The 20368-nt window shown below is 43.4% G+C and carries 19 protein-coding genes and 5 tRNA genes; 19 read left to right on the top strand and 5 right to left on the bottom strand.

Going from position 1 to position 20368, the window contains the following annotated elements; all coding sequences use genetic code 11:
- From hpf to LKO26_RS02170, 5 genes are all read left to right on the top strand, one after another.
- A complete protein-coding gene (gene hpf, locus LKO26_RS02190) occupies positions 1 to 291 on the top strand; it encodes a ribosome hibernation-promoting factor, HPF/YfiA family (protein WP_227586187.1) in 291 nt (96 codons plus the stop codon).
- A 104-nt stretch (positions 292 to 395) separates the two neighbouring features.
- A tRNA-Thr gene (locus LKO26_RS02185) sits at positions 396 to 469 on the top strand.
- A gap of 15 nt (positions 470 to 484) precedes the next feature.
- Positions 485 to 567: transfer RNA gene (locus tag LKO26_RS02180), tRNA-Tyr, on the top strand.
- Positions 568 to 647: 80 nt separating this feature from the next.
- Positions 648 to 720, top strand: a tRNA-Gly gene (locus LKO26_RS02175).
- Positions 721 to 763: 43 nt separating this feature from the next.
- A tRNA-Thr gene (locus tag LKO26_RS02170) sits at positions 764 to 835 on the top strand.
- 125 nt (positions 836 to 960) lie between these two features.
- On the opposite strand, the gene LKO26_RS02165 is transcribed toward LKO26_RS02170, so the two are convergent.
- Complete coding sequence (locus LKO26_RS02165; RefSeq protein ID WP_227586186.1) at positions 961 to 1185, bottom strand: hypothetical protein; 225 nt, start codon at positions 1183 to 1185, stop codon at positions 961 to 963.
- A 500-nt stretch (positions 1186 to 1685) separates the two neighbouring features.
- Here LKO26_RS02165 and tuf point away from each other — a divergent pair, with 500 nt between their 5' ends.
- From tuf to rplL, 9 genes are all read left to right on the top strand, one after another.
- On the top strand, positions 1686 to 2873 hold the full coding sequence (tuf, locus tag LKO26_RS02160) for an elongation factor Tu (protein WP_227586185.1): 1188 nt from the start codon (positions 1686 to 1688) through the stop codon (positions 2871 to 2873).
- A 54-nt stretch (positions 2874 to 2927) separates the two neighbouring features.
- Positions 2928 to 2998: transfer RNA gene (locus LKO26_RS02155), tRNA-Trp, on the top strand.
- Between the two features lie 14 nt (positions 2999 to 3012).
- Positions 3013 to 3216 carry a preprotein translocase subunit SecE gene (gene secE / locus LKO26_RS02150; RefSeq protein ID WP_227586184.1) on the top strand — a complete coding sequence of 68 codons (204 nt, stop codon included), beginning with the start codon at positions 3013 to 3015 and terminating at the stop codon, positions 3214 to 3216.
- Between the two features lie 17 nt (positions 3217 to 3233).
- Entirely contained in the window at positions 3234 to 3776 is a 543-nt protein-coding gene (nusG, locus tag LKO26_RS02145) for a transcription termination/antitermination protein NusG (protein ID WP_227586183.1), read from the top strand.
- Between the two features lie 144 nt (positions 3777 to 3920).
- A complete protein-coding gene (locus tag LKO26_RS02140; protein WP_227586182.1) occupies positions 3921 to 4895 on the top strand; it encodes an SDR family NAD(P)-dependent oxidoreductase in 975 nt (324 codons plus the stop codon).
- Between the two features lie 236 nt (positions 4896 to 5131).
- On the top strand, positions 5132 to 5575 hold the full coding sequence (rplK, locus tag LKO26_RS02135; protein WP_227586179.1) for a 50S ribosomal protein L11: 444 nt from the start codon (positions 5132 to 5134) through the stop codon (positions 5573 to 5575).
- Positions 5576 to 5587: 12 nt separating this feature from the next.
- Complete coding sequence (rplA, locus tag LKO26_RS02130; protein ID WP_227586177.1) at positions 5588 to 6280, top strand: 50S ribosomal protein L1; 693 nt, start codon at positions 5588 to 5590, stop codon at positions 6278 to 6280.
- A gap of 13 nt (positions 6281 to 6293) precedes the next feature.
- Complete coding sequence (gene rplJ, locus LKO26_RS02125) at positions 6294 to 6887, top strand: 50S ribosomal protein L10 (protein ID WP_227586175.1); 594 nt, start codon at positions 6294 to 6296, stop codon at positions 6885 to 6887.
- A 48-nt stretch (positions 6888 to 6935) separates the two neighbouring features.
- Positions 6936 to 7310: a 50S ribosomal protein L7/L12 gene (gene rplL, locus LKO26_RS02120; RefSeq protein WP_227586174.1), complete on the top strand. Its 375-nt coding sequence runs from the start codon at positions 6936 to 6938 to the stop codon at positions 7308 to 7310.
- Positions 7311 to 7388: 78 nt separating this feature from the next.
- Here rplL and LKO26_RS02115 read toward each other — a convergent pair whose 3' ends face one another.
- From LKO26_RS02115 to hutI, 3 genes are read right to left on the bottom strand one after another with little or no spacing between them, the layout of a single operon-like run.
- Positions 7389 to 8681, bottom strand: a complete 1293-nt coding sequence (locus LKO26_RS02115; protein ID WP_227586172.1) for an aldehyde dehydrogenase family protein — start codon at positions 8679 to 8681, stop codon at positions 7389 to 7391.
- Between the two features lie 44 nt (positions 8682 to 8725).
- Complete coding sequence (gene hutG / locus LKO26_RS02110) at positions 8726 to 9646, bottom strand: formimidoylglutamase (protein ID WP_227586199.1); 921 nt, start codon at positions 9644 to 9646, stop codon at positions 8726 to 8728.
- Positions 9647 to 9654: 8 nt separating this feature from the next.
- Positions 9655 to 10878 carry an imidazolonepropionase gene (gene hutI / locus LKO26_RS02105; RefSeq protein ID WP_227586170.1) on the bottom strand — a complete coding sequence of 408 codons (1224 nt, stop codon included), beginning with the start codon at positions 10876 to 10878 and terminating at the stop codon, positions 9655 to 9657.
- A 171-nt stretch (positions 10879 to 11049) separates the two neighbouring features.
- Here hutI and ruvB point away from each other — a divergent pair, with 171 nt between their 5' ends.
- The 5 genes from ruvB to coaE all read left to right on the top strand — a co-directional run bounded on the left by ruvB (position 11050) and on the right by coaE (position 14817).
- Positions 11050 to 12072, top strand: a complete 1023-nt coding sequence (gene ruvB, locus LKO26_RS02100; protein WP_227586169.1) for a Holliday junction branch migration DNA helicase RuvB — start codon at positions 11050 to 11052, stop codon at positions 12070 to 12072.
- 3 nt (positions 12073 to 12075) lie between these two features.
- Positions 12076 to 12693: an FMN-binding negative transcriptional regulator gene (locus tag LKO26_RS02095; protein ID WP_227586167.1), complete on the top strand. Its 618-nt coding sequence runs from the start codon at positions 12076 to 12078 to the stop codon at positions 12691 to 12693.
- 19 nt (positions 12694 to 12712) lie between these two features.
- Positions 12713 to 13228, top strand: coding sequence for a hypothetical protein (locus tag LKO26_RS02090; protein ID WP_227586164.1), 516 nt, complete (start codon positions 12713 to 12715; stop codon positions 13226 to 13228).
- A 91-nt stretch (positions 13229 to 13319) separates the two neighbouring features.
- Positions 13320 to 14186 carry an MBL fold metallo-hydrolase gene (locus LKO26_RS02085; protein ID WP_227586163.1) on the top strand — a complete coding sequence of 289 codons (867 nt, stop codon included), beginning with the start codon at positions 13320 to 13322 and terminating at the stop codon, positions 14184 to 14186.
- Complete coding sequence (coaE, locus tag LKO26_RS02080) at positions 14167 to 14817, top strand: dephospho-CoA kinase (protein ID WP_227586162.1); 651 nt, start codon at positions 14167 to 14169, stop codon at positions 14815 to 14817. The genes LKO26_RS02085 and coaE overlap by 20 nt, the downstream gene beginning before the upstream one ends.
- A 128-nt stretch (positions 14818 to 14945) precedes the next feature.
- Here the strand turns inward: coaE and LKO26_RS02075 are convergent, their stop codons facing one another.
- Positions 14946 to 20237 carry a fibronectin type III domain-containing protein gene (locus LKO26_RS02075; protein WP_227586159.1) on the bottom strand — a complete coding sequence of 1764 codons (5292 nt, stop codon included), beginning with the start codon at positions 20235 to 20237 and terminating at the stop codon, positions 14946 to 14948.
- Positions 20238 to 20368 lie beyond the last annotated feature (131 nt).

The following is a 20368-nucleotide window of genomic DNA, read 5'->3' as shown; positions in this document are numbered from 1 at the left end:
ATGAAAATTTCAGTACAGTCCATGGGACTTACACCACACGCACCGCTAGAAGAGCATATTGAGAAAAAATTAAATAAGTTAGAAAATTACTATGACCGCATTGTAGAAGCAAAGGTATTCCTGAAAGCTGAAAACAAAACTGAAAAAGACAATAAAACCGTAGAGATCATCCTGGCAGTTCCCGGAGAAGACATTGTGGTAAAGAAGACGAGCACCACCTTTGAGCAAAGTTTGGATCAATGTGTAGAAGTGGCTAAGAAGCTGCTAATCAAGAAAAAAGAAACCGCTTAATATTTTTAATAAAATTTTTTAAAAAAATATTTGTAGATTTCAAAAAAACAATCATATATTTGCACTCGCAAAAAGAGATAAAGACGTTCTTTTGAAATCTATTTGCCTCCTTAGCTCAGTTGGCCAGAGCACGTGATTTGTAATCTCGGGGTCGTGGGTTCGAATCCCTCAGGAGGCTCATTTTTATAAAATTGGGGAGATTCCAGAGTGGCCAAATGGATCAGACTGTAACTCTGCTGTCTTACGACTTCGCAGGTTCGAATCCTGCTCTCCCCACATTTTATAAAACTTGCAGGTTTTAAAAAAAAGTGTAAATTTGCACACCGTTTACCAACAATAATTTGTAAACACAAATTGCGGAAGTAGCTCAGTTGGTAGAGCGTCAGCCTTCCAAGCTGAATGTCGCGGGTTCGACCCCCGTCTTCCGCTCTAAAATCACAACCCGGCGGCTTGTGATTTTTTTTTAAAAATTGCCGACGTAGCTCAGGGGTAGAGCGTTTCCTTGGTAAGGAAGAGGTCGTGAGTTCAAATCTCATCGTTGGCTCTACAGAAATCACAATCTTTTCGGTTGTGATTTTTCATTTTACAGACATCGTAGTTCAAGATTGACTCATAAAAAAAGTCCATCAGAAAATCTGACAGACTTTTGCTCATTTTCAATGTCCTCTACTACACTTTCAGAATCGTTAAATTTCCTTTACTCTCGTGAAACATTCTGCATGTAGGCTCCTTCGGCAAGGAGCACCTTCCCGCACTACGGAAAGTCACATTTACGGTACTGCCACTGGGGTGAGCCGCAAGCGTAGCGGGATTGTACACCAGATAATCAGCATTATTACCAGCAAAACAGACATATGTTCCGGTGCAGTCTTTTACCACAGTAGCTGTTTTCATAACGTCACCCTCAGCAGGAGGTGCGGGCTGAGACCTTACAGTGCACGAATTGATACAACCCAAAAACACGAGTCCAAAAATTTCAGAAATAAATTTTCATAGCTTATAATTTTATGGTTTACACAAATTTAATCATTATTCCATTACAAAAACAGCTTCTATTTAAAATATTTCACAACATAAACGATGTAATTTTAAATATAAAGTAAAATATTAACCCTCATTAAGGGTTTTTATTAGGCAAAACACCAGCACAGCCATCCATATACAACATAACCCCTCATTCAAGCTGTAAAACAAGTCCTTCTTCAATATTCAATATACATGTTTTTGTATTTCAATACTATTTTGTAAATTCGCAGTCTGAAAAGAAAGACTTCAGTGTGTAGAGGTTAAGTGATTATTTATTAAAAAATTTAATGAAAAAATTTTGATATTTATAAAAATCACTATATTTGCACACCAAAATTTAATATAAAATAATTCAAATAATTTAAATCATGGCAAAGGAAACGTTTAATCGTAACAAACCGCACTTAAACATTGGTACTATCGGTCATGTTGACCACGGTAAGACTACTTTAACTGCTGCAATCTCTAAAGTATTATCTGAGAAAGGATTTGGAGAAGCAAGAGATTTCTCTACTATTGACTCTGCACCAGAAGAAAAAGAAAGAGGTATTACTATCAACACCTCTCACATTGAATACGAAACTGAAAACAGACACTACGCTCACGTAGACTGTCCTGGTCACGCCGACTATGTGAAGAACATGGTAACTGGTGCTGCTCAGATGGACGGAGCAATCCTGGTTTGTGCTGCTACAGACGGACCAATGCCTCAAACAAGAGAGCACATCCTTCTTTGCCGTCAGGTAAACGTACCTAGAGTAGTTGTTTTCATGAACAAAGTAGACATGGTAGATGATGCTGAGCTTCTTGAGCTTGTAGAGCTGGAACTTAGAGATCTTCTTTCTTCTTATGAATATGACGGTGATAACTCTCCTGTAGTTCAAGGTTCTGCACTGGGTGCTCTGAACGGTGAACCAAAATGGGTTGCTACTGTAGAAGAACTGATGGCTGCTGTAGATACATGGATTGAACTGCCTGTAAGAGATCAGGACAAGCCATTCCTTATGCCAATCGAAGACGTATTCTCTATTACAGGTAGAGGTACTGTAGCTACTGGTAGAATTGAAGCTGGTGTAATCAACACAGGTGATCCTGTAGACATCGTAGGTATGGGTGATGAAAAATTGACATCAACTGTAACCGGAGTAGAGATGTTCAGAAAAATCCTTGACAGAGGTGAAGCTGGAGATAACGTAGGTATCCTTCTTAGAGGTATTGAAAAAACCGACATCAAGAGAGGTATGGTAATCGCTAAGCAAGGTTCTGTAACTCCGCACAAAAAATTCAAAGCAGAGGTTTACGTTCTTTCTAAAGAAGAAGGTGGTCGTCACACTCCATTCCACAACAAATACCGTCCTCAGTTCTATGTAAGAACTACAGACGTTACCGGTGAGATTTTCTTACCAGAAGGTGTAGAAATGGTAATGCCAGGTGATAACTTAACCATTACTGTAGAACTTCTTCAACCAATTGCTCTTAGCGTAGGTCTTAGATTTGCGATCAGAGAAGGTGGTAGAACAGTTGGTGCAGGTCAGGTAACTGAAATCTTAGATTAATTTCTAACACAATATAGAAAGTTCCGTAGGGAAACTTACGGAACTTTTTAATCTACGGGCATCGTCCAATGGTAGGATACCGGTCTCCAAAACCGTTGATCAGGGTTCGAATCCTTGTGCCCGTGCAAAATAACAGAACATGAGCGTAGCTGATTTTATAAAAGGTTCGTATCACGAATTCAAAGAGAAAGTAGAATGGCCAAAGTGGCCGGAACTGCAATCCTCCACCATTGTCATCACAGTGGCTACAGTGATACTTGCGCTGTTTGTTTTTGGAGTAGATGAACTGTTCTCTAAAGCAATCAAAAATATTATTGACTTGATATCAAGTCTGTTTGTATAAAAATATTTCCCCGGGAAATGAGTGAATTGAAATGGTATGTGCTGAAATCCATCAGCGGACAGGAAAATAAGGTAAAAACCTATATTGAGAACGAAATGAAACATCAGGGTTTCGAAGAATACGTTACTCAGGTGGTGATTCCTATGGAAAAAGTTATCGTGATGAGAAACGGTAAGAAAGTTCCCAAGGAAAGACCCTACTATCCGGGCTATCTCATGGTTGAAGCCAATCTTGTTGGTGAAATACCACACATCATTAAAAACGTCCCCGGTGTTATTTCTTTCCTGAGCCTTACCAAAGGAGGAGATCCCGTCCCAATGCGTAAATCCGAAGTAAACCGGATGCTGGGAAGAATGGATGAACTGTCCGAATTTGCTACAGATGTAGAGATCCCGTTCGTAGTTGGCGAAAATGTAAAAGTGACCGAAGGTCCTTTCAACGGATTCAATGGTACGGTGGAAAAAATCCTGGAAGACAAGAAGAAACTGGAGGTTTCTGTCATGATTTTCGGAAGAAAAACCCCTATGGAACTAAGTTTCATGCAGGTAGAAAAAGTGTAAAAGCATACTGCTTATCATATAAAAGGCTGTTCGGGAGAGCAGCCTTTTTTGTTTGCTTCCCTCCTCTCAGCAAAATAATCGCGGGTTCCTGCCGCAGAGGAATGATTTATGCATGCCCTATCATAACCAAATCACCACCATCTCATGGAAAATTCAACGCTAAAAGGAAAAACCGTGGTCATCACAGGCGGAACCAGCGGAATAGGAAGGGCTGCAGCTGAAGCCTTCGCCTTGGAAGGATGTCATATCATCATCGGTGCCAGAGGCCAGGACGCATTAGACGAAACTGTGCAACTTTGCCGGGACCTGGGCGTTATTGCGCTGGGCGTTTCTACAGATGTTTCAGATGCCGCACAAGTGCAGTACCTGGCAGAGACAGCTCTGCAGTACAACGGCCGCATTGACATCTGGGTGAACAATGCAGGCGTCATGGCTACTGGCAAACTGGAAGACATGCCCGCAGAAGTCATCGAGCAGATTGTCCGAACCAATCTTCTGGGCTATCTGCACGGTGCACGAACCGTTCTCCCGATTTTCAAAAAGCAGGGAGACGGTGTATTGCTGAACAATATTTCAGTGGGCGGCTGGATGCCCGCCCCTTACGGAACCGCCTACAGTGCATCCAAATTTGGAGTTCGGGGAATGGTGGAGACGTTACAGGGCGAAGTTTCAGATTATCCGGACATCCATATCTGCGGATTGTATCCGGGTATTCAACGTTCTACAGGGAATATGCATTCTGCAAAATACTCGGGGTTTTCCGCCAAAATTCCACCTCTGTCGTTTGATCCGCGCGAGCTGGCGGCTACCATGGTTCAGATGGCAAAAAATCCAAAAAAAGAAGTCTACCCAGACTGGTCTGGATATGTGTTCAAAAAATTATACGGATTATTTCCTAAAACCATTATAAACGCTGGCTCTGCCGGTATGCGACTTATGATGAGCATTCAGAACAAACCGGAAACCAACGGCAATGTGATGGCTCCCTCATCCGAACCACACCGAATCTACGGAGAGACTATGCTGCCCGTCCCCTCTACCCAAACTAAAAAAATGGCACTGGCCACACTTCTAGGACTCAGCGCATACCTCATTTATCAGGCTTCCAAAAAAGACTAAAGCGGCCTTTTCTTAATTCCTTTAAAATAAACAGATGCGATGAAAAAACAGCACCGCATTTATGCTGCTTAAAAATTTGCAATCCTTTCTGATTTTTAATCGTTTATACTATTGCAGATTAAAAAAATATTCTTAATTTTGCAGTCCGAAATGCAAAGTAATGAGGTGAGAACATTTCTTTGCAGATTTATAAATGCTTCCACATTCATAAATTACTAATTTTTTAAAAACAAAAAATGGCTAAAAAAGTCTTTAAAATGGTAAAACTTCAGGTGAAGGGCGGCGCTGCCAACCCATCTCCACCAGTAGGTCCGGCTTTGGGTTCTGCAGGGGTGAACATCATGGAGTTTTGTAAGCAATTTAACGGAAGAACTCAGGACAAGCCGGGACAGGTATTGCCAGTAGTGATTACGGTATTCGAAGACAAATCTTTTGAGTTTGTCATCAAGACCCCACCTGCTGCAATTCAGTTACTGGAAGCTGCAAAACTTAAAAGCGGATCCGGAGAACCCAACCGTAACAAAGTAGGTTCTGTAAGCTGGGATCAGGTAAAGAAAATTGCAGAAGATAAAATGACCGACCTGAACTGTTTCACTATTGATTCTGCACTGACTATGGTAGCGGGTACCGCAAGATCCATGGGAATCAGAGTAACGGGTCAAAAACCAACTAACGCTTAAAACTGATTGAAAATGGCAAAATTGACTAAAAAACAAAAAGAAGCGTTAAGTAAAGTAGAAAAAAATAAAGTTTATGCTCTGAACGAAGCTTCTGCTTTGGTAAAAGAGGTAAATACTGCAAAATTTGACGCATCTGTAGATATCGCTGTTCGTCTGGGTGTAGACCCAAGAAAAGCCAACCAAATGGTAAGAGGAGTTGTATCCCTGCCACACGGAACCGGTAAAGATGTTAAAGTTCTTGCTCTGGTAACTCCGGACAAAGAAGCTGAGGCTAAAGAAGCTGGTGCAGACTACGTAGGTCTGGATGAGTATCTGGATAAAATCAAAAACGGGTGGACAGATGTAGATGTTATTGTAACCATGCCTGCAGTAATGGGTAAACTGGGTCCTCTGGGTAGAGTTTTAGGTCCGAGAGGTCTGATGCCAAACCCTAAATCCGGAACCGTAACCATGGAAGTAGGTAAAGCAGTATCTGAAGTGAAAAGCGGTAAGATTGACTTCAAAGTAGACAAGTATGGAATCATCCACGCAGCAATCGGAAAAGTATCTTTTGATGCAGACAAGATTAAAGAAAATGCACAGGAACTGATTCAAACTTTAATTAAGTTGAAGCCTACAGCGGCTAAAGGAACTTATGTAAAGAGCATTTATCTGTCTTCTACCATGAGCCCGGGAATCGCAATAGATACAAAATCTGTTAACTAAAATCTGAGAAACAATGACTAAAGAAGATAAAGTACTGGTAATACAAGAAATAAAAGACCTTCTACTGGACGCAAAAGTAGTGTACGTAGCAGATCTTGAAGGCTTGAATGCTGCGAAGTCGTCAGATTTTAGAAGACAGGCATTTAAGAATAACATCAAAGTAAAAGTGGTAAAAAATACCCTTTTGCAAAAAGCGATGGAAAGCATGGACGTAGATTTCTCTGAAATGTTCCCATCTTTCAAAGGAAATTCTGCGCTGATGATCTCTGAAACAGCTAATGCTCCTGCAAAGCTGATCAAAGATTTCAGAAAGAAAGAGGAAAAACCCGCGCTGAAGTCTGCATACCTGCAGGAAACTTTCTACGTAGGTGATGACAATCTGGATACGCTTGTAAGCATTAAATCTAAAGAAGAAATGCTTGGAGAAATCATCGGATTGCTTCAGTCTCCAATTCAAAGACTTGTTTCTGCATTGCAAAACAAAGCTGAAGGTGCTGATGCTGCTGAAGCAGAAGAAGCTCCAGCCGCTGAAGAAACACAGGCAGAAGAAACTCCGGCTGCTCCGGAAGCTGCCGCAGAAGGAACTGAAACTCCTGCTGCTGAATAATAAACACTCAAAAAAATATAATCGTTCAACAATTAAAACATTATTACAATGTCAGATTTAAAAAACTTAGCGGAAACGCTTGTAAACCTTACAGTAAAAGACGTAAATGAATTAGCTGCTATCCTTAAGGATGAGTACGGAATTGAGCCAGCTGCTGCTGCAGTAGTTGTTGCAGGTGGTGGTGCCGGTGCCGGTGAAGCTGCTGAAGAAAAAACTGAGTTCGACGTAATCCTGAAATCTGCAGGTGCTTCTAAACTTGCTGTTGTTAAATTAGTAAAAGATTTAACCGGTGCAGGTCTGAAAGATGCTAAAGATATGGTAGACGGTGCTCCTGCTCCAATCAAGCAAGGAGTTTCTAAAGACGAAGCTGAAGCGCTGAAAAAGCAACTGGAAGAAGCTGGTGCTGAAGTAGAATTGAAATAATTTTTCAGTTTTAAAATAAATGAAAGCCGACTCATTACTGAGCCGGCTTTCTTATTGAAAACCATCACCTAAAGATGGCTAATGCCCCACCACCGTACGCACGGTAACAAATTCCCGCAGTGCGTGCAGTGATAATTCTACACCATAGCCCGATGCCTTGGCCCCGCCAAAAGGAAGCCGTGGATCCGAACTGGAACTCTTGTTGATGCTTACCGTTCCGGATTCTAAATTTTCCACGAAGAACCGCTGCCGCTTTTTGTCTTTTGTCCATACAGAATCAGACAGACCAAAGCGAATGTCATTCGCAATGTTCAGCGCATCTTCATCATTTCCGGCAATCATCACCATGCCCAGCGGCCCGAAGACTTCTTCTTTCAGCACAGGATTTCCACGCTTCACCTTAATTAGTCCGGGCATAAACTCATTTTCAGAAAGCCGCTTCAGGGGAACGATGATCTCGGCACCGTTCTTCAGCGCTTTTTTATACTGCTTTTCCAACTCATCGGCCAGATCGGGTCTGGCCATTCCGGAAATGAGTGTCTGCTCATCATAAGGATCTCCCGGCACGTATTTCTGATACTCTTCCACAAAAACATCAAGAAATTTTTTCTCAATTTTTTTATGAATTATAAAGCGCTTTCCGGCATTGCACGCCTGACCGCAATTGGCCAGTCTGGATTTCGCACCACTCACTGCTGCTTTCTTCAGATCCGCATCATCCAGCACAATAAATGCATCACTCCCGCCAAGTTCCAATAGGGATTTTTTAATATTTCTACCGGCTGTTGCTGCAACTTCTGCGCCTGCCGCTTCACTGCCTGTAAGACTCACACCCTGTACCAGCGGATGCTCTATAATGGATTTTACTTCCTTATGCCCTACTTCAAGATTTTGAAAAATGCCCTTAGGGAAACCAGCTTTCAGAAATATTTTTTCAATGAGATTACCGCTTTCAAAACAGATGGACGCATGTTTCAGGACCACGGTATTGCCCGCCAGAATTGCAGGGACTGCAAATCTGAGCACTTGCCAGAAAGGAAAATTCCACGGCATCACTCCCAGTATGACACCTTTTGGTTGAAAATGAATCTCACTCACCCGAAATTCCGTTTTGATCTTCTCTGGCTTCAGTACATCATCTGCTGTGGCATAATAATCGACCATAAGGGCGCATTTCTCAATTTCTGCTTTCGCCTGCGCAATGGGTTTATTCATCTCCCGGGTAATATTCTCTGCAAGGATGTCCCGGTTTTGGGTAAGTTCCGCTGACAGTTTTTTCAGTAATTTCTGTCTTGATTTGAAACTGACTTTCTTCCATTCCTGAAAACTACGGTCTGCTTTCTTAATCTTATTTTCTATTGTATTTGTCATTTTCTTATAATTTAAATCGCATCATGATCCATCTGCCTGGTCTTCTACATCATCAACCATTCATTCACGAGGCTGGCCGCCAGTCTCGCCGTTCTGTCCTGCAAATCATAAACCGGATTTACCTCGGCTACGTCCAGTGCCAGTAATTTGTCACTGCGCAGTATATGTCTGAATACGTGCATAAAGGTTGCATCCGCAAAAATACCATTATACGCTGCTGCCGAAACGCCGGGGGCTATAGATGCATTAAAAACATCCATACAAACCGTAAGATACAAGACATCAGCCTCAGCCATCAGCACATCAATTTTTTCATAAAGTGACGCCAGATTCTCAAAGAAGAGCTCATCAGCAAGAATATACTTCATACCAAACTGATGGGCCACATCAAACAATTTGAGTGTATTGGAATTTCTCTGAATGCCAATGTGCAGCGAATGAATATCCCCTTCGGCAGCAATCTGCCGGAATCCGGTTCCCGAACTGGGACCTGTACCCGGTTCCGGTTCGCGGTTATCAAAATGCGCGTCGATATTGATAATACCAATTTTCTTCTGGGGAAAAGCATTTCTGATTCCGGAATAATGGGCAAAGGTCACTTCATGCCCGCCACCCAGCACCACAGATTTTGCACCCCGATTCATCACCCAGCTCACCTTTTCTGCCAGCAATTGCTGAGCACCTTCCAGGTCACCGTTCTCACAATGTATATTCCCGAAATCTACCAAAGAAAAGTCCGGGCGAATGACCGGAAAATTAGACATGTTTTTCCTGATGAGGTCCGGAGCATCTTTAGCTCCCTGTCTTCCCTTATTTCTCCTTACTCCTTCATCTACGGCAAAACCATGTAAAACGAAATCCCCAGGTAAGATATTTTCATACTCGGTTTCTGCTTTAACCCGCTGAAAAATCCTGTGATGCAAAGGATCATCACCATCAAATCTACCTTGCCAGATGCTCATGATTGTATATATTAAACTTGTTCTCCATCTATATACACACCTGCAGCACTCATACTGCCCTGATTGTATAAAACATTCTGGAAATTATCTGTTTTAAATGTGACGAAATCCGCTTTATATCCTTTCGCCAAAGTACCACGATCCTGCATACCCAAAGCATAAGCCGCGCGGAGGGTAATTCCGGCCAGAACTTCTGCCGTAGATAACTTCTCGTAGGCAGCCAGTATAGACGCCTGTGTAATCAGATTGCCCATAGGTGCCGAACCGGGATTCCAGTCGCTGGCAATTGCTAAAATTCCGTTATGATCCAGAATTTTCCTCGCCGGGGTAAACTTTTCACCCAGCCCCAGACTCGCACCCGGCAGCGCCACTGCCGCCGTTTCAGACTCTGCCAGAAAAGCAATATCATCATCTATCGTGGCCTCCAGATGGTCTGCAGAACGCGCGCCCACCTCTGCGGCAATGCGGGAACTCCCGGGTGTGAACTGATCTGCATGCACCGTTATTTCAAAACCTAAGTTTTTAGTTTTGGTCAAAAAATCTTTGGATTCTTCAGGCAAAAAAGCGGTTTTCTCAACAAAGATATCCACGCGCTTTGCCAGATTTTCAGCTTTTACTGCAGGTAAAATTTCAGTTAAAATATACTGCAGGTATGCACTGTTATCTCCTTCAAAATCACGCGGCTTCAGGTGAGCCGCAAGACAGGTGGGCACCAGTGTCGCTTTTGTTTTTGCCTGTGCCTTTTTAATCACCCGCAACATCTTCAGCTCATTTTCAACATCCAGTCCATATCCTGATTTTATTTCGATGGTGGTAATGCCCAGACCCACCAGAAACTGAATTCTCTGCAATGTAGATTTCAGCAGTTCTTCTTCTGTTGCAGCACGCGTATGCTGTACAGAACTCCAGATGCCGCCACCGCGCTCTGCAATTTCCAGATAGGATTTCCCGGCATTGCGCATCGCAAAATCATTGGCACGGTTTCCGCCAAAGCAAATATGCGTATGCGCATCAATAAAAGCAGGCATCGCTATCCTGTCTTCTGCTATGATGTCTTTCTCTGCATCGGGATAGCGGGTCATTAACGTCTTGTAGGAAGTGGTTTCAACCACTTTACCGGCATCCACCAGAATTCCTCCGTTTTCAATAATTTCCAGTTGGTGATCTGAAAGTTTCCCACGAAGGGGAAGATTAGCAAGGGTGACAATTTGCCTGAAGGGACCAATGATTTTCATACGTGTAAATGTACTAATAATAGAAGCAGTTCCAAAATTTAACAATTCAAATTTATCTTATATCCTCGGGAAATAAGTGGATGACCACAATACTTTTGCTCAAACTGAACACCGGAGACTGATTTTCATTCTGAATGACTTATCTTTGACTGTAATTAATTTAAAACCTGTATGCCTGATTTTCTTCACCCGGACAAAGAAAATTATTCTGAAGAAGAACTGATTCAAGAAGAACAAATCCGCCCGCAAAGCTTTGGTGATTTTGCAGGGCAAAGGAAAACTCTGGACAATCTGGAAGTATTTGTTCAGGCGGCTAAAAACCGGGGTACCGCACTAGATCATGTATTACTCCACGGTCCGCCGGGACTTGGAAAAACCACTTTATCCCATATCATTGCCAATGAACTTGGAGTCAACTGTAAAGTCACTTCCGGTCCGGTACTGGACAAACCCGGCAGCCTTGCCGGACTGCTCACCAATCTGGAGGAAAATGATGTATTATTTATTGACGAAATTCACCGGTTATCGCCCATCGTGGAAGAATACCTCTATTCTGCCATGGAAGATTATAAAATTGACATCATGCTGGAAACCGGGCCCAACGCCCGAAGTGTGCAGATTGGCCTCAACCCCTTTACGCTAGTAGGCGCTACCACCCGCAGCGGAATGCTCACCAAACCCATGCTGGCGCGGTTTGGCATTCAAAGTCGTCTTGAATATTACACGGTGGAGTTGCTGGGCATGATTATAGAAAGAAGCGCACGTGTTTTAGGCGTTAAAATTTACGAAGATGCCGCCCTGGAAATCGCCCGGAGAAGCCGAGGAACACCCCGGATTGCGAATGCTTTGCTTCGCAGGGTAAGGGATTTCGCAGAAATCAAAGGAAACGGTGAAATTGAAATCAATATTACAAAATATGCACTGAACTCACTGAACGTGGATGAGTTCGGGCTGGATGATATGGACAATAAAATCATGAAGGTCATGATTGAAAATTTCCGGGGAAAACCGGTAGGAATTTCCGCACTGGCCACTTCAATAGGCGAAAATCCGGAAACACTGGAAGAAGTGTACGAACCTTTTCTGATTCAGGAAGGGTTCATCATCCGGACACCACGTGGCCGGGAAGTGACCCCAAAAGCCTATCAGCATCTGGGAATCAGCCGCCCAAAAAATCCGGGTGAATTGTTTTAAAAAATGTATATTCCGAAACTATACCGCAGTGATGATGAAGTGCTGATGAAAAAAATCATCCGTAAACATGGCTTTGCCCTGCTTATTTCGTGCAGGGAAAAACTCGCCGCTACCCATGCAATGTTTCTGCTGAAGGAAAAACCGGACCATTTCTATCTGGAGACCCATATTTCAAAAGCCAATCCGCAGGCGGATGTCCTGCAGAACGGAGATGAAGTACTGTGTGATTTCCTGGGCAAACATGCCTATATTTCCTCCTCATGGTACAATCATCTGAATGTATCTACGTGGAATTATGAAGCCGTTCAGGTTCGGGGCACGGTACAACTGATGACCGATGATGAACTCTATGCACACCTTGCCGGTCTGACTGCCCAATATGAAATGAAGCAGAAATGCCCGGTACTTGTGGAAGATATGGGCGAAGCATTTGTGCAGGAGGAAATGAAGGGTGCGTTCGGCATCAGCGTCATTCCAACAGAAATTCATATCGCCTCAAAACTGTCTCAAAACAGAAAACAAACTGACTTCAGAAATATTATTGCTGAACTGGAGCAAGGAAGTGAAGGCGAAAGGGAAATCGCTGCCAAAATGCGTAAACTCCTGCAGGAATCTCATTAATGCTAAAAAACTTTCGGAATTGAATACCTTACTGCCACTTTCTGAGAAAGAGAAAAGAGTATTGCGAAAGACCATGATTTCCAGGATTGCACTGTTTTTTGTGGCAATCTTACCACTCATCACTTTTTCCGTGTATCTGCTGTATCTGGCCGCCATGAGTTTCGCAGATGGTTCGCAGGATGTGTTCAGTTTTATCATTCCCGCTGTAATACTCCTCTTTTATGTATTGGGTGCAAAATATATTCTACCGCCACTGGTCAATGTCCTGCGCTACAGAAAAACAGAAGGTAAAAAAGTCTTCACGACTTGTATACGGCAAATATCGAAGCGATATATCGGAGCAAAAGGGTTGGTTTTCACCCTTAAAACTGACCTTTTCACCATTGACACAGCAAAAGACATTGTACTCATTTGCGACATTCCACTCACAGACCTTGCACCCGGAACCGAGATCAGCATTCACAAGCTGCCCGGCATCCGTAATGAAATTCTGCGCATCAGCACACCACTGGAAGTGAATACAGGAAAAAGTTGAGTGAATTTGCTTATATTTTTTTAAATTTAACAAAAAATACAACTATAATTCCAGATTCTTTTCCGGAATTTAATTTACAAAATATTCAAACATGAAATTATATCCCATACAATGTGGAAAATTTAAACTGGACGGAGGTGCCATGTTCGGCGTGGTTCCCAAATCAATTTGGCAAAGAACAAACCCCGCAGATGAACGCAACCTGATTGATCTGGGTACACGCTCACTGCTGGTAGAAGACGGCAAAAAGCTGATTCTCATAGACTGCGGACTGGGAAATAAGCAAGACGATAAATTCTTCGGGCATTACTCACTCTGGGGCGATGATTCACTGGATAAAAATCTTCAGAAATATGGATTCGTACGTGATGATATTACAGATGTGTTCCTTACTCACCTTCATTTTGACCATTGCGGTGGCGCTATAGAGTGGAATGATGACCGCAGCGGCTACAGACCGGCTTTTAAAAATGCGCAGTTCTGGACGAATGAAAACCACTGGCAATGGGCTACAGAGCCCAACCCCAGAGAAAAAGCAAGTTTTCTGAAAGAGAACATCATTCCTATTCAGGAAAGCGGGCAGTTAAATTTTCTGCCACTTCCGGCCACCGGCAATTACGGATTTGCACCTGACCTGAAGATGGATGTCATTTTTGTGGACGGACATACGGAGAAGCAGATGCTGCCGGTCATTCAATACCAGGAAAAAACGATTGTATTTGCTGCTGACCTAATTCCCACCACCGGCCATATACCACAGGTATATGTGATGGGGTATGACACCCGCCCCCTGCTTACTGTAGAAGAAAAAGCAAAGTTTCTGAAACAATGTGTGGATAATGATTATCTGCTGTTCTTTGAACATGATGCACACCACGAACTGGCAAGTCTGAAAATGACGGAAAAAGGGGTACGCCTGGATGAAACCCTGGGCTTTAATGAAGTATTTGGCTATTAAACAACATTTCAACCATATGAAAGACAGTGACCCCCCGGGGAAAATTATTGGCCTTACCGGAGGCATAGGATCCGGAAAAACTACGGTAGCACATCTGCTGCAGGAGGCAGGATTCCCCGTGTATACTTCAGATGATCGGGCAAAGGATATCGTCAATGATAATCCAGCTCTCAAAGAACAAATCCAGGAACTGCTGGGCGCAAAAGCTTATAACGAAGAAGGAAAATACGACCGGAAATATGTAGCCAGTATTGTATTTAATAATGATGAATTACTCCTGAAACTGAACGCCCTGATTCACCCTGCAGTTCGAAAAGATTTTGAAAGCTGGATCAGCTTTCAGACTACAGATTACCTGTTTAAAGAAACCGCTCTGTTATTTGAACTGGGTCTGGACAAAGAATGCTGGAAGAGTCTGCTGGTGACTGCAGATGATAACCTGCGGATGAAACGGGTTATGGATCGTGACGGAAAGACCTACCGTGAAGTAGAAAACGTCATAGAAAAACAGATGGCTGAGAATGAGAAAATAAAACGTGCCGATTTCATCATTTACAACAACAGCGATCTGTCTCAACTCCGGCTTGAAACAGAAAAATTCCTGAAGCAACTCAACGAATTTGCGGTATAAAAATCATCTCAGAATATAAGAAATGCCTTCCTGTGCGGAGGGCATTTTCATTTATATATATCTACAGCACACTATTAAAGTCATAAAAAAACCCTCATCGCTGAGGGTTTCAATTTTGAACGAATCTGTTATTCTTTAATGAATTTCTTCTGAACAGTTTCTCCATTCGTATCTGTAATATCTATGATATATACACCACTGATGAGTTTGCTCACATCCATTCTGTTGCTGAAGATTGCACCATTTTGAATCAACTGTCCGATGGAGTTGTACACTTTATAAGTAGCACCATCTTTCACTTTGGTCACATTCAGGATATTCTTCACAGGGTTCGGATAAAGAATCACCTGATTATTGTCCATGATGTTATTTGGTCTTGGCTTCACGATTCTTACTTTGTAATCTTCCACCTCACCATTATCAAACGTAGAACACATTTCAGGAGAACCATTTCTTCTCATGGCTACTCTCATCACCAGGTACTTATCGTTTGTTAAGCTCACATATGCATCAGCCGGAACAGAGAATGTACCTGCAGCAGGATTGTTTGTGTTGGCCGGAGCAATCAGAATTCTTTCATCATTAGCAAACTTGCCGTCTCTGTTGAAGTCAATCCAAACTGTTACCGCTTCGTTATAAACCTGACCTGTCCATTGCTTGGTAATCGAAATCTGGTTACCGGTAGATCCTTGTGCAAGCACAATCATCTTATCAATTGCATCTACATAGCTGGTATATCCTGATGCACCTGAATCATTGGTCATTTCGGTTCCGCCAGCTGGTTTCACAGTAACATTTGAAATAAATTCATCAGAAGAATTGGCTCCTTCCATGTTACAATATACCAGTGTAGGTGTTGTAAACACATATGGATGTGTAAATTGCTGAAGACCACCGTTACAGATATTTGCAATCATTACTTCGTACTGAGTTTCCTCGGTAAGGCCGGTAAGAATGTATGTATTGGTATTCACTGTAACACTGTTCCATCCGCTGTTACCTACTTTTCTCCATCTCAGTTCATAAGACGCACCCGGGAATGCATTCCAGTCTATCTGTGCTGTCGTCATGGTAAGGTTGGTAATAATAAGACCTACAGGAGCCATTTCACATGTTGGCAATGTAGTAAATACCACCGGAGTAGAGAATGGATTCTGTGCACCTGAACATACAGAAGCTACTCTGACTTCATACGTGGTATAAGGATCCAGATTAGTCAGCGTATAAGAGTTGGTGGTCACATTCACTGTAGTCCATGTTGTACTTCCCACTTCTCTGTACTCCACCACATAACTTGCCGAAGGAACAGGATCCCATGTCACAACCGCACTATCTGGTGTAATATTGGTCACCACAAAATTGGTTGGTGGCTCAGGATTACACAGGGTTTCAAACGGTATTTCTGCCGGAGTTCCCGGTACATTATCACAAAGTGCTACTACCTCTACAATATACTGAGTAGATGGTGTTAGATTCGGGATCGTATAGGTACCGGTAAGGAATGTCACCGGAATCTGTGCCGTCCAGTTTGCTGCTCCCACAGGTTTGTGTCTTACAATATAAGTAGCACCACCCGGATCCGGAGTCCATGTTACGGTTGCCGTATTATGTGTAATACCCGTTACCTGAAGGTTCGCCACCGGATTACTGTTACATGGAATAGGCTCTACCAGATCTACTGCATAATCTTCTACTTCTCCATAGTCAAATGTACCACAAGCCGCTGCCGGAGAGGTACGTCTTGCAATCACTCTCATTTTAGTAGGCAGGTTGCCCGCGTATCCTACTGCAGGCACATCAAATGTGGCTACTACCGGCGTAGTCTGACTTGGCGTGAAGCTCATGATCAGCTCTGTCACATCAAATACGCCATCTCTGTTAAAGTCAATCCATGCATCGATGGCAACGTTATTCGGAGCATTCACCCATCCTTTGCTTACAGATATAGTATTACCTGTAGATCCAAGTACCAGTGATACTCTTTTCGTTGTGTCAAAATAATAATTGGTATAATTACTGGTTCCGGAGTTATTACTCATGGTAGGGAAAATCGGGAAACCGGTAGGATCTACGGTAACATTGGTAATATGATCATCAACATTGGTTACTGTAGAACCTGCATTACACCACTGCAATGGAGGTGTTGTAAACTGGTACGGAGTACTGAAAGCACCTTGCGTTCCACTACAGATATACGCTACCTGGAATTCATACGTAGTCTGTTCCATCAGACCGGTGAGAATATGATAGCTATCTACCGGAGCCGGAGTAACTACAGTCCAAGGCGAAGCCGGAGTGGTTACCGGTCTCCACTGCACTACATACTGAGCACCCGTAGCAGGCATCCAGGTCAGCGTTGCAGAAACCGGACTCATATTACCTGCGCCTAATCCCTGAGGCGCTGCAGTAGTACAAGGAATTGGCTCTACCAGTCTTACATCATAATCTTCTACTTCACCATATGTAAAGGTACCACAAGCAGAAGGGTTACCCGCTTCCTGCACAATAACTCTCATTCTGGTATTCAGCGGACCATTGTATGCTCCCGGAGGCAACGGCACGGTAAATGGTGCGGATACAATCGGAGTTGTCAGGTTGGAAGTACTGGTAACTACTCTTTCTGTCGCTTCAAAGGTTCCGTTCCTGTTAAAGTCAATCCATACCCCTACACCAGCTGCATACTGAGTTCCGGCCCATGACTTGGATACCGATACGGTATTATTTGCCGTACCCATAATGAATGTAGCCAGTCTGGATGGGTCACCTGTATAATCTGTATATCCTGCAGCACCGGTAGAGTTGCTCACCAGAGCAGGAGCGCCGACTGCGTTGGTAGTGACATTTGAGATATAGGTTCTGGTTGTGTTATTGGTTGGGTTTGCCGCACAATACGGAAGTTGTTCTGTAGTAAACTGAACCGGACCGGCAAAGTTGCCCTGCGTAGTTCCACAGACATAAGCTACCTGCCATTCGTAGGTGGTCTGTTCTGTAAGGTTGGTCAGCGGATAATAACTGTTGTTCAGGTTTACCGTAGTCCATGCAGATGCCGGTGTCGTTACAGGTCTCCACTGCAGAATATAAGTGGCTCCCTGAGCAGGCATCCATGAAAGGTTGGCACTCACGTTGGTAAGACCGGTAACATTCAGCAGCGTAGGAGGTGCTGTAGTACAAGCAGGCAGCGGATCTGCCACTAACTGCAACTGAGGTATTGTAGAATATCTGCTGGTTGCTGTAGGCGGGTTCACAGGATCAGGATTTGTGCTATCACTGTAATACAACATACCTCTGTTGGTTCCGGCTGAATAGCTGCCCCAGTTTGCAGTACATGACCAGTCCGGAGCATTTTCGTCTACTGCAATAACCAGATTACTGGTTCCGTCCCATATAAATGGAACTGCAAGAGTAAGTTCAACCCAGGTACCGGCGGTCATATTGCCCAGTGTGCCCTGATAAACCTGCATCAGCTGGTTATAAGGCACCCAGGATGTTGTCGTAGCAAAGTTCGCCTGGTTGGTATTACCCATAAACACCGTCCACTGATTATAGTTGGCCTGCGTTGCAGCCGTAGCAGCCACTTTAAAGCGGATTCTGCTGATTACATTATTATTTCCTACTGCCGATGTCACTTCAGCGGCGGTATAGATTTGCTGTGAATAACCATAACCGAAGCATGAATATACCGGAAGGTTACCCATGGATGTGGTACCGCTGCCTATTTGTCCGGGTGTAAATTCAGGACCAGGAATCCATAGACTGCTGTCTGTTGGTGAACAAATGGCACGTACCCACCAGTAATAAGTGGTTCCCGGAGTCAGGGTGGTAAGGTTCGCCGTTGGGCCGGGAACCGCAGTACCTGCTGTTGCAGCGGTAGGCGGAGTATTTGTGGTACTCAAGTAGTACTCATAACCGTTTGCCGGCACAGGTGTAATACCTGTCCAACCTAAGGTCGCGGAATTTGGTGTCACGTTGGACACGTTCATATTGGTAGGTGTAGGACAAGTAGGAATTAAAAGGTTAATATTATCTATAGCAGCCGGAGGCATAGTCCCCACACTTCCGTCATTACGCCATTCAAACACCAGACGCATCATTGAACCTGCGAAAGAACTGATGTTCAGATTTGTATTCATGTAAGTCTGCCAGTTAGACTGTAAATTCATATTGCCTCCTACCTGAATTCTTCCGCTGCCGGCAGTAATCTGTGCTCCGGCTGTAGGTGTGAAGGTAGCTGGTACCAGCCATACCCGTATATAATCACAGCAGCTTTCACCGTATGCTCTCCAGTCAAAAGAGAAAGTTGCTGATGTAGCACCTGCCGGAATAATTAAATCCTTATAGGCATGTGCCACACTGGTAGAGTTATTGGTATAAGTGTTGGACGCACCGTTATCATTGGAAATATAGATGGAATTGGCAGGGTTACCAGCCGCTGATCCATAAAACCATTTATTCGTCTGATTTCCTATCAGCGTAAAATCATATCCATTGGTAAAATCCTGATGATAAGGCAGCGGCGACGGACCAAAGTTACCAGGAACAAATGGCAATCCCGGCACCCAGGCAGTTTTATCTGTTGGCGAACAAACAGAACGCACCCACCAGTAATAGGTGGTACCTTGTGTAACAGGTGTAAATGTAGCCGTAGTTACCCCGGCTGCTACCGGTGTACCTACAGTAGCTGCTGTAGGCGGAGTATTTACGGTACTGAAATAATATTCATATCCCTGAGCCGGTGCAGGATTAGCCGCAGTCCAGTCCACCGTTACCGACGTGGGTGTAATATTGGTCACCAGCAGTGCTGTAGGCTCAAAACAAGTTGGCGCTTGTTTTACCTGAATCTCATCCAGCAATACATCGTCATAAAAATAACCATTTCCGTTTACATCTTTATCTACTGTGAAACGCAACTGAATGGTTGCACCTACATAGGCAGCTCCAAGCGAAATACCGACTGTTCTCCACTCATCATGGTTAGAGGTATCAGAAAATATCTGTACCCAACCGGTACCATCGTTTACATGAACCCGCAGCGCGTTATTATCGTAGTTTGGCAATGTTCCTGTAGCAGAAGTCAGGTGGTTTTTAAACCACTCAAACTCCACATAAGGATCAGTAAGTCCTGTTAAATTTATCTGCGGAGATAATAATTCGACATTGTGAAGATTATCATATGGTGACGAAGCGTCCACCCAGGCATAGGTTCCTGTGGGCTTACCGTTATTAGTGGCACCATAGCCAGGCGCGCCCGAAAATCGCCAAAGTGCATACGTACTGGTGGAAACAGGATTCTGATTGACCCAACAATTGGGCAATGCACCTCCACCAAAAGATTGTATAAACGGAACACCGACCGGAGCACAAGTCTGGCCGTTTACCATTGATATAAATCCTAGGATTAATATTAGTAAAAGTTTTTTCATAATTACACTATTTCTATATTATCTACAAATCTAAGATTTTTTTTGGTAATTGATAGGTAAGTATTGCTAATTTTTTTACTCCGAATAATATAATGCTGATTTCATGTAGGATAATGATAAAATATCTCATT

The organism is Chryseobacterium sp. MFBS3-17 (genome assembly GCF_020687745.1).
In the GTDB taxonomy this organism is placed as follows: domain Bacteria; phylum Bacteroidota; class Bacteroidia; order Flavobacteriales; family Weeksellaceae; genus Marnyiella.
The sequence above is the reverse complement of the archived record's forward strand: the minus strand, read 5'-3'. Positions and strand labels throughout refer to the sequence as shown.

Coding starts and splice junctions, on each gene's coding strand:
- tuf (WP_227586185.1), top strand. CDS start 1,686: ATGGCAAAGGAAACGTTTAATCGTAACAAACCGCACTTAAACATTGGT.
- coaE (WP_227586162.1), top strand. CDS start 14,167: ATGAAGTATTTGGCTATTAAACAACATTTCAACCATATGAAAGACAGT.
- LKO26_RS02085 (WP_227586163.1), top strand. CDS start 13,320: ATGAAATTATATCCCATACAATGTGGAAAATTTAAACTGGACGGAGGT.
- secE (WP_227586184.1), top strand. CDS start 3,013: ATGAGCGTAGCTGATTTTATAAAAGGTTCGTATCACGAATTCAAAGAG.
- rplA (WP_227586177.1), top strand. CDS start 5,588: ATGGCAAAATTGACTAAAAAACAAAAAGAAGCGTTAAGTAAAGTAGAA.
- rplK (WP_227586179.1), top strand. CDS start 5,132: ATGGCTAAAAAAGTCTTTAAAATGGTAAAACTTCAGGTGAAGGGCGGC.
- LKO26_RS02075 (WP_227586159.1), bottom strand. CDS start 20,237: ATGAAAAAACTTTTACTAATATTAATCCTAGGATTTATATCAATGGTA.
- ruvB (WP_227586169.1), top strand. CDS start 11,050: ATGCCTGATTTTCTTCACCCGGACAAAGAAAATTATTCTGAAGAAGAA.
- rplL (WP_227586174.1), top strand. CDS start 6,936: ATGTCAGATTTAAAAAACTTAGCGGAAACGCTTGTAAACCTTACAGTA.
- rplJ (WP_227586175.1), top strand. CDS start 6,294: ATGACTAAAGAAGATAAAGTACTGGTAATACAAGAAATAAAAGACCTT.
- LKO26_RS02115 (WP_227586172.1), bottom strand. CDS start 8,681: ATGACAAATACAATAGAAAATAAGATTAAGAAAGCAGACCGTAGTTTT.
- LKO26_RS02140 (WP_227586182.1), top strand. CDS start 3,921: ATGGAAAATTCAACGCTAAAAGGAAAAACCGTGGTCATCACAGGCGGA.
- hutI (WP_227586170.1), bottom strand. CDS start 10,878: ATGAAAATCATTGGTCCCTTCAGGCAAATTGTCACCCTTGCTAATCTT.
- LKO26_RS02165 (WP_227586186.1), bottom strand. CDS start 1,185: ATGAAAACAGCTACTGTGGTAAAAGACTGCACCGGAACATATGTCTGT.
- nusG (WP_227586183.1), top strand. CDS start 3,234: ATGAGTGAATTGAAATGGTATGTGCTGAAATCCATCAGCGGACAGGAA.
- hpf (WP_227586187.1), top strand. CDS start 1: ATGAAAATTTCAGTACAGTCCATGGGACTTACACCACACGCACCGCTA.
- LKO26_RS02095 (WP_227586167.1), top strand. CDS start 12,076: ATGTATATTCCGAAACTATACCGCAGTGATGATGAAGTGCTGATGAAA.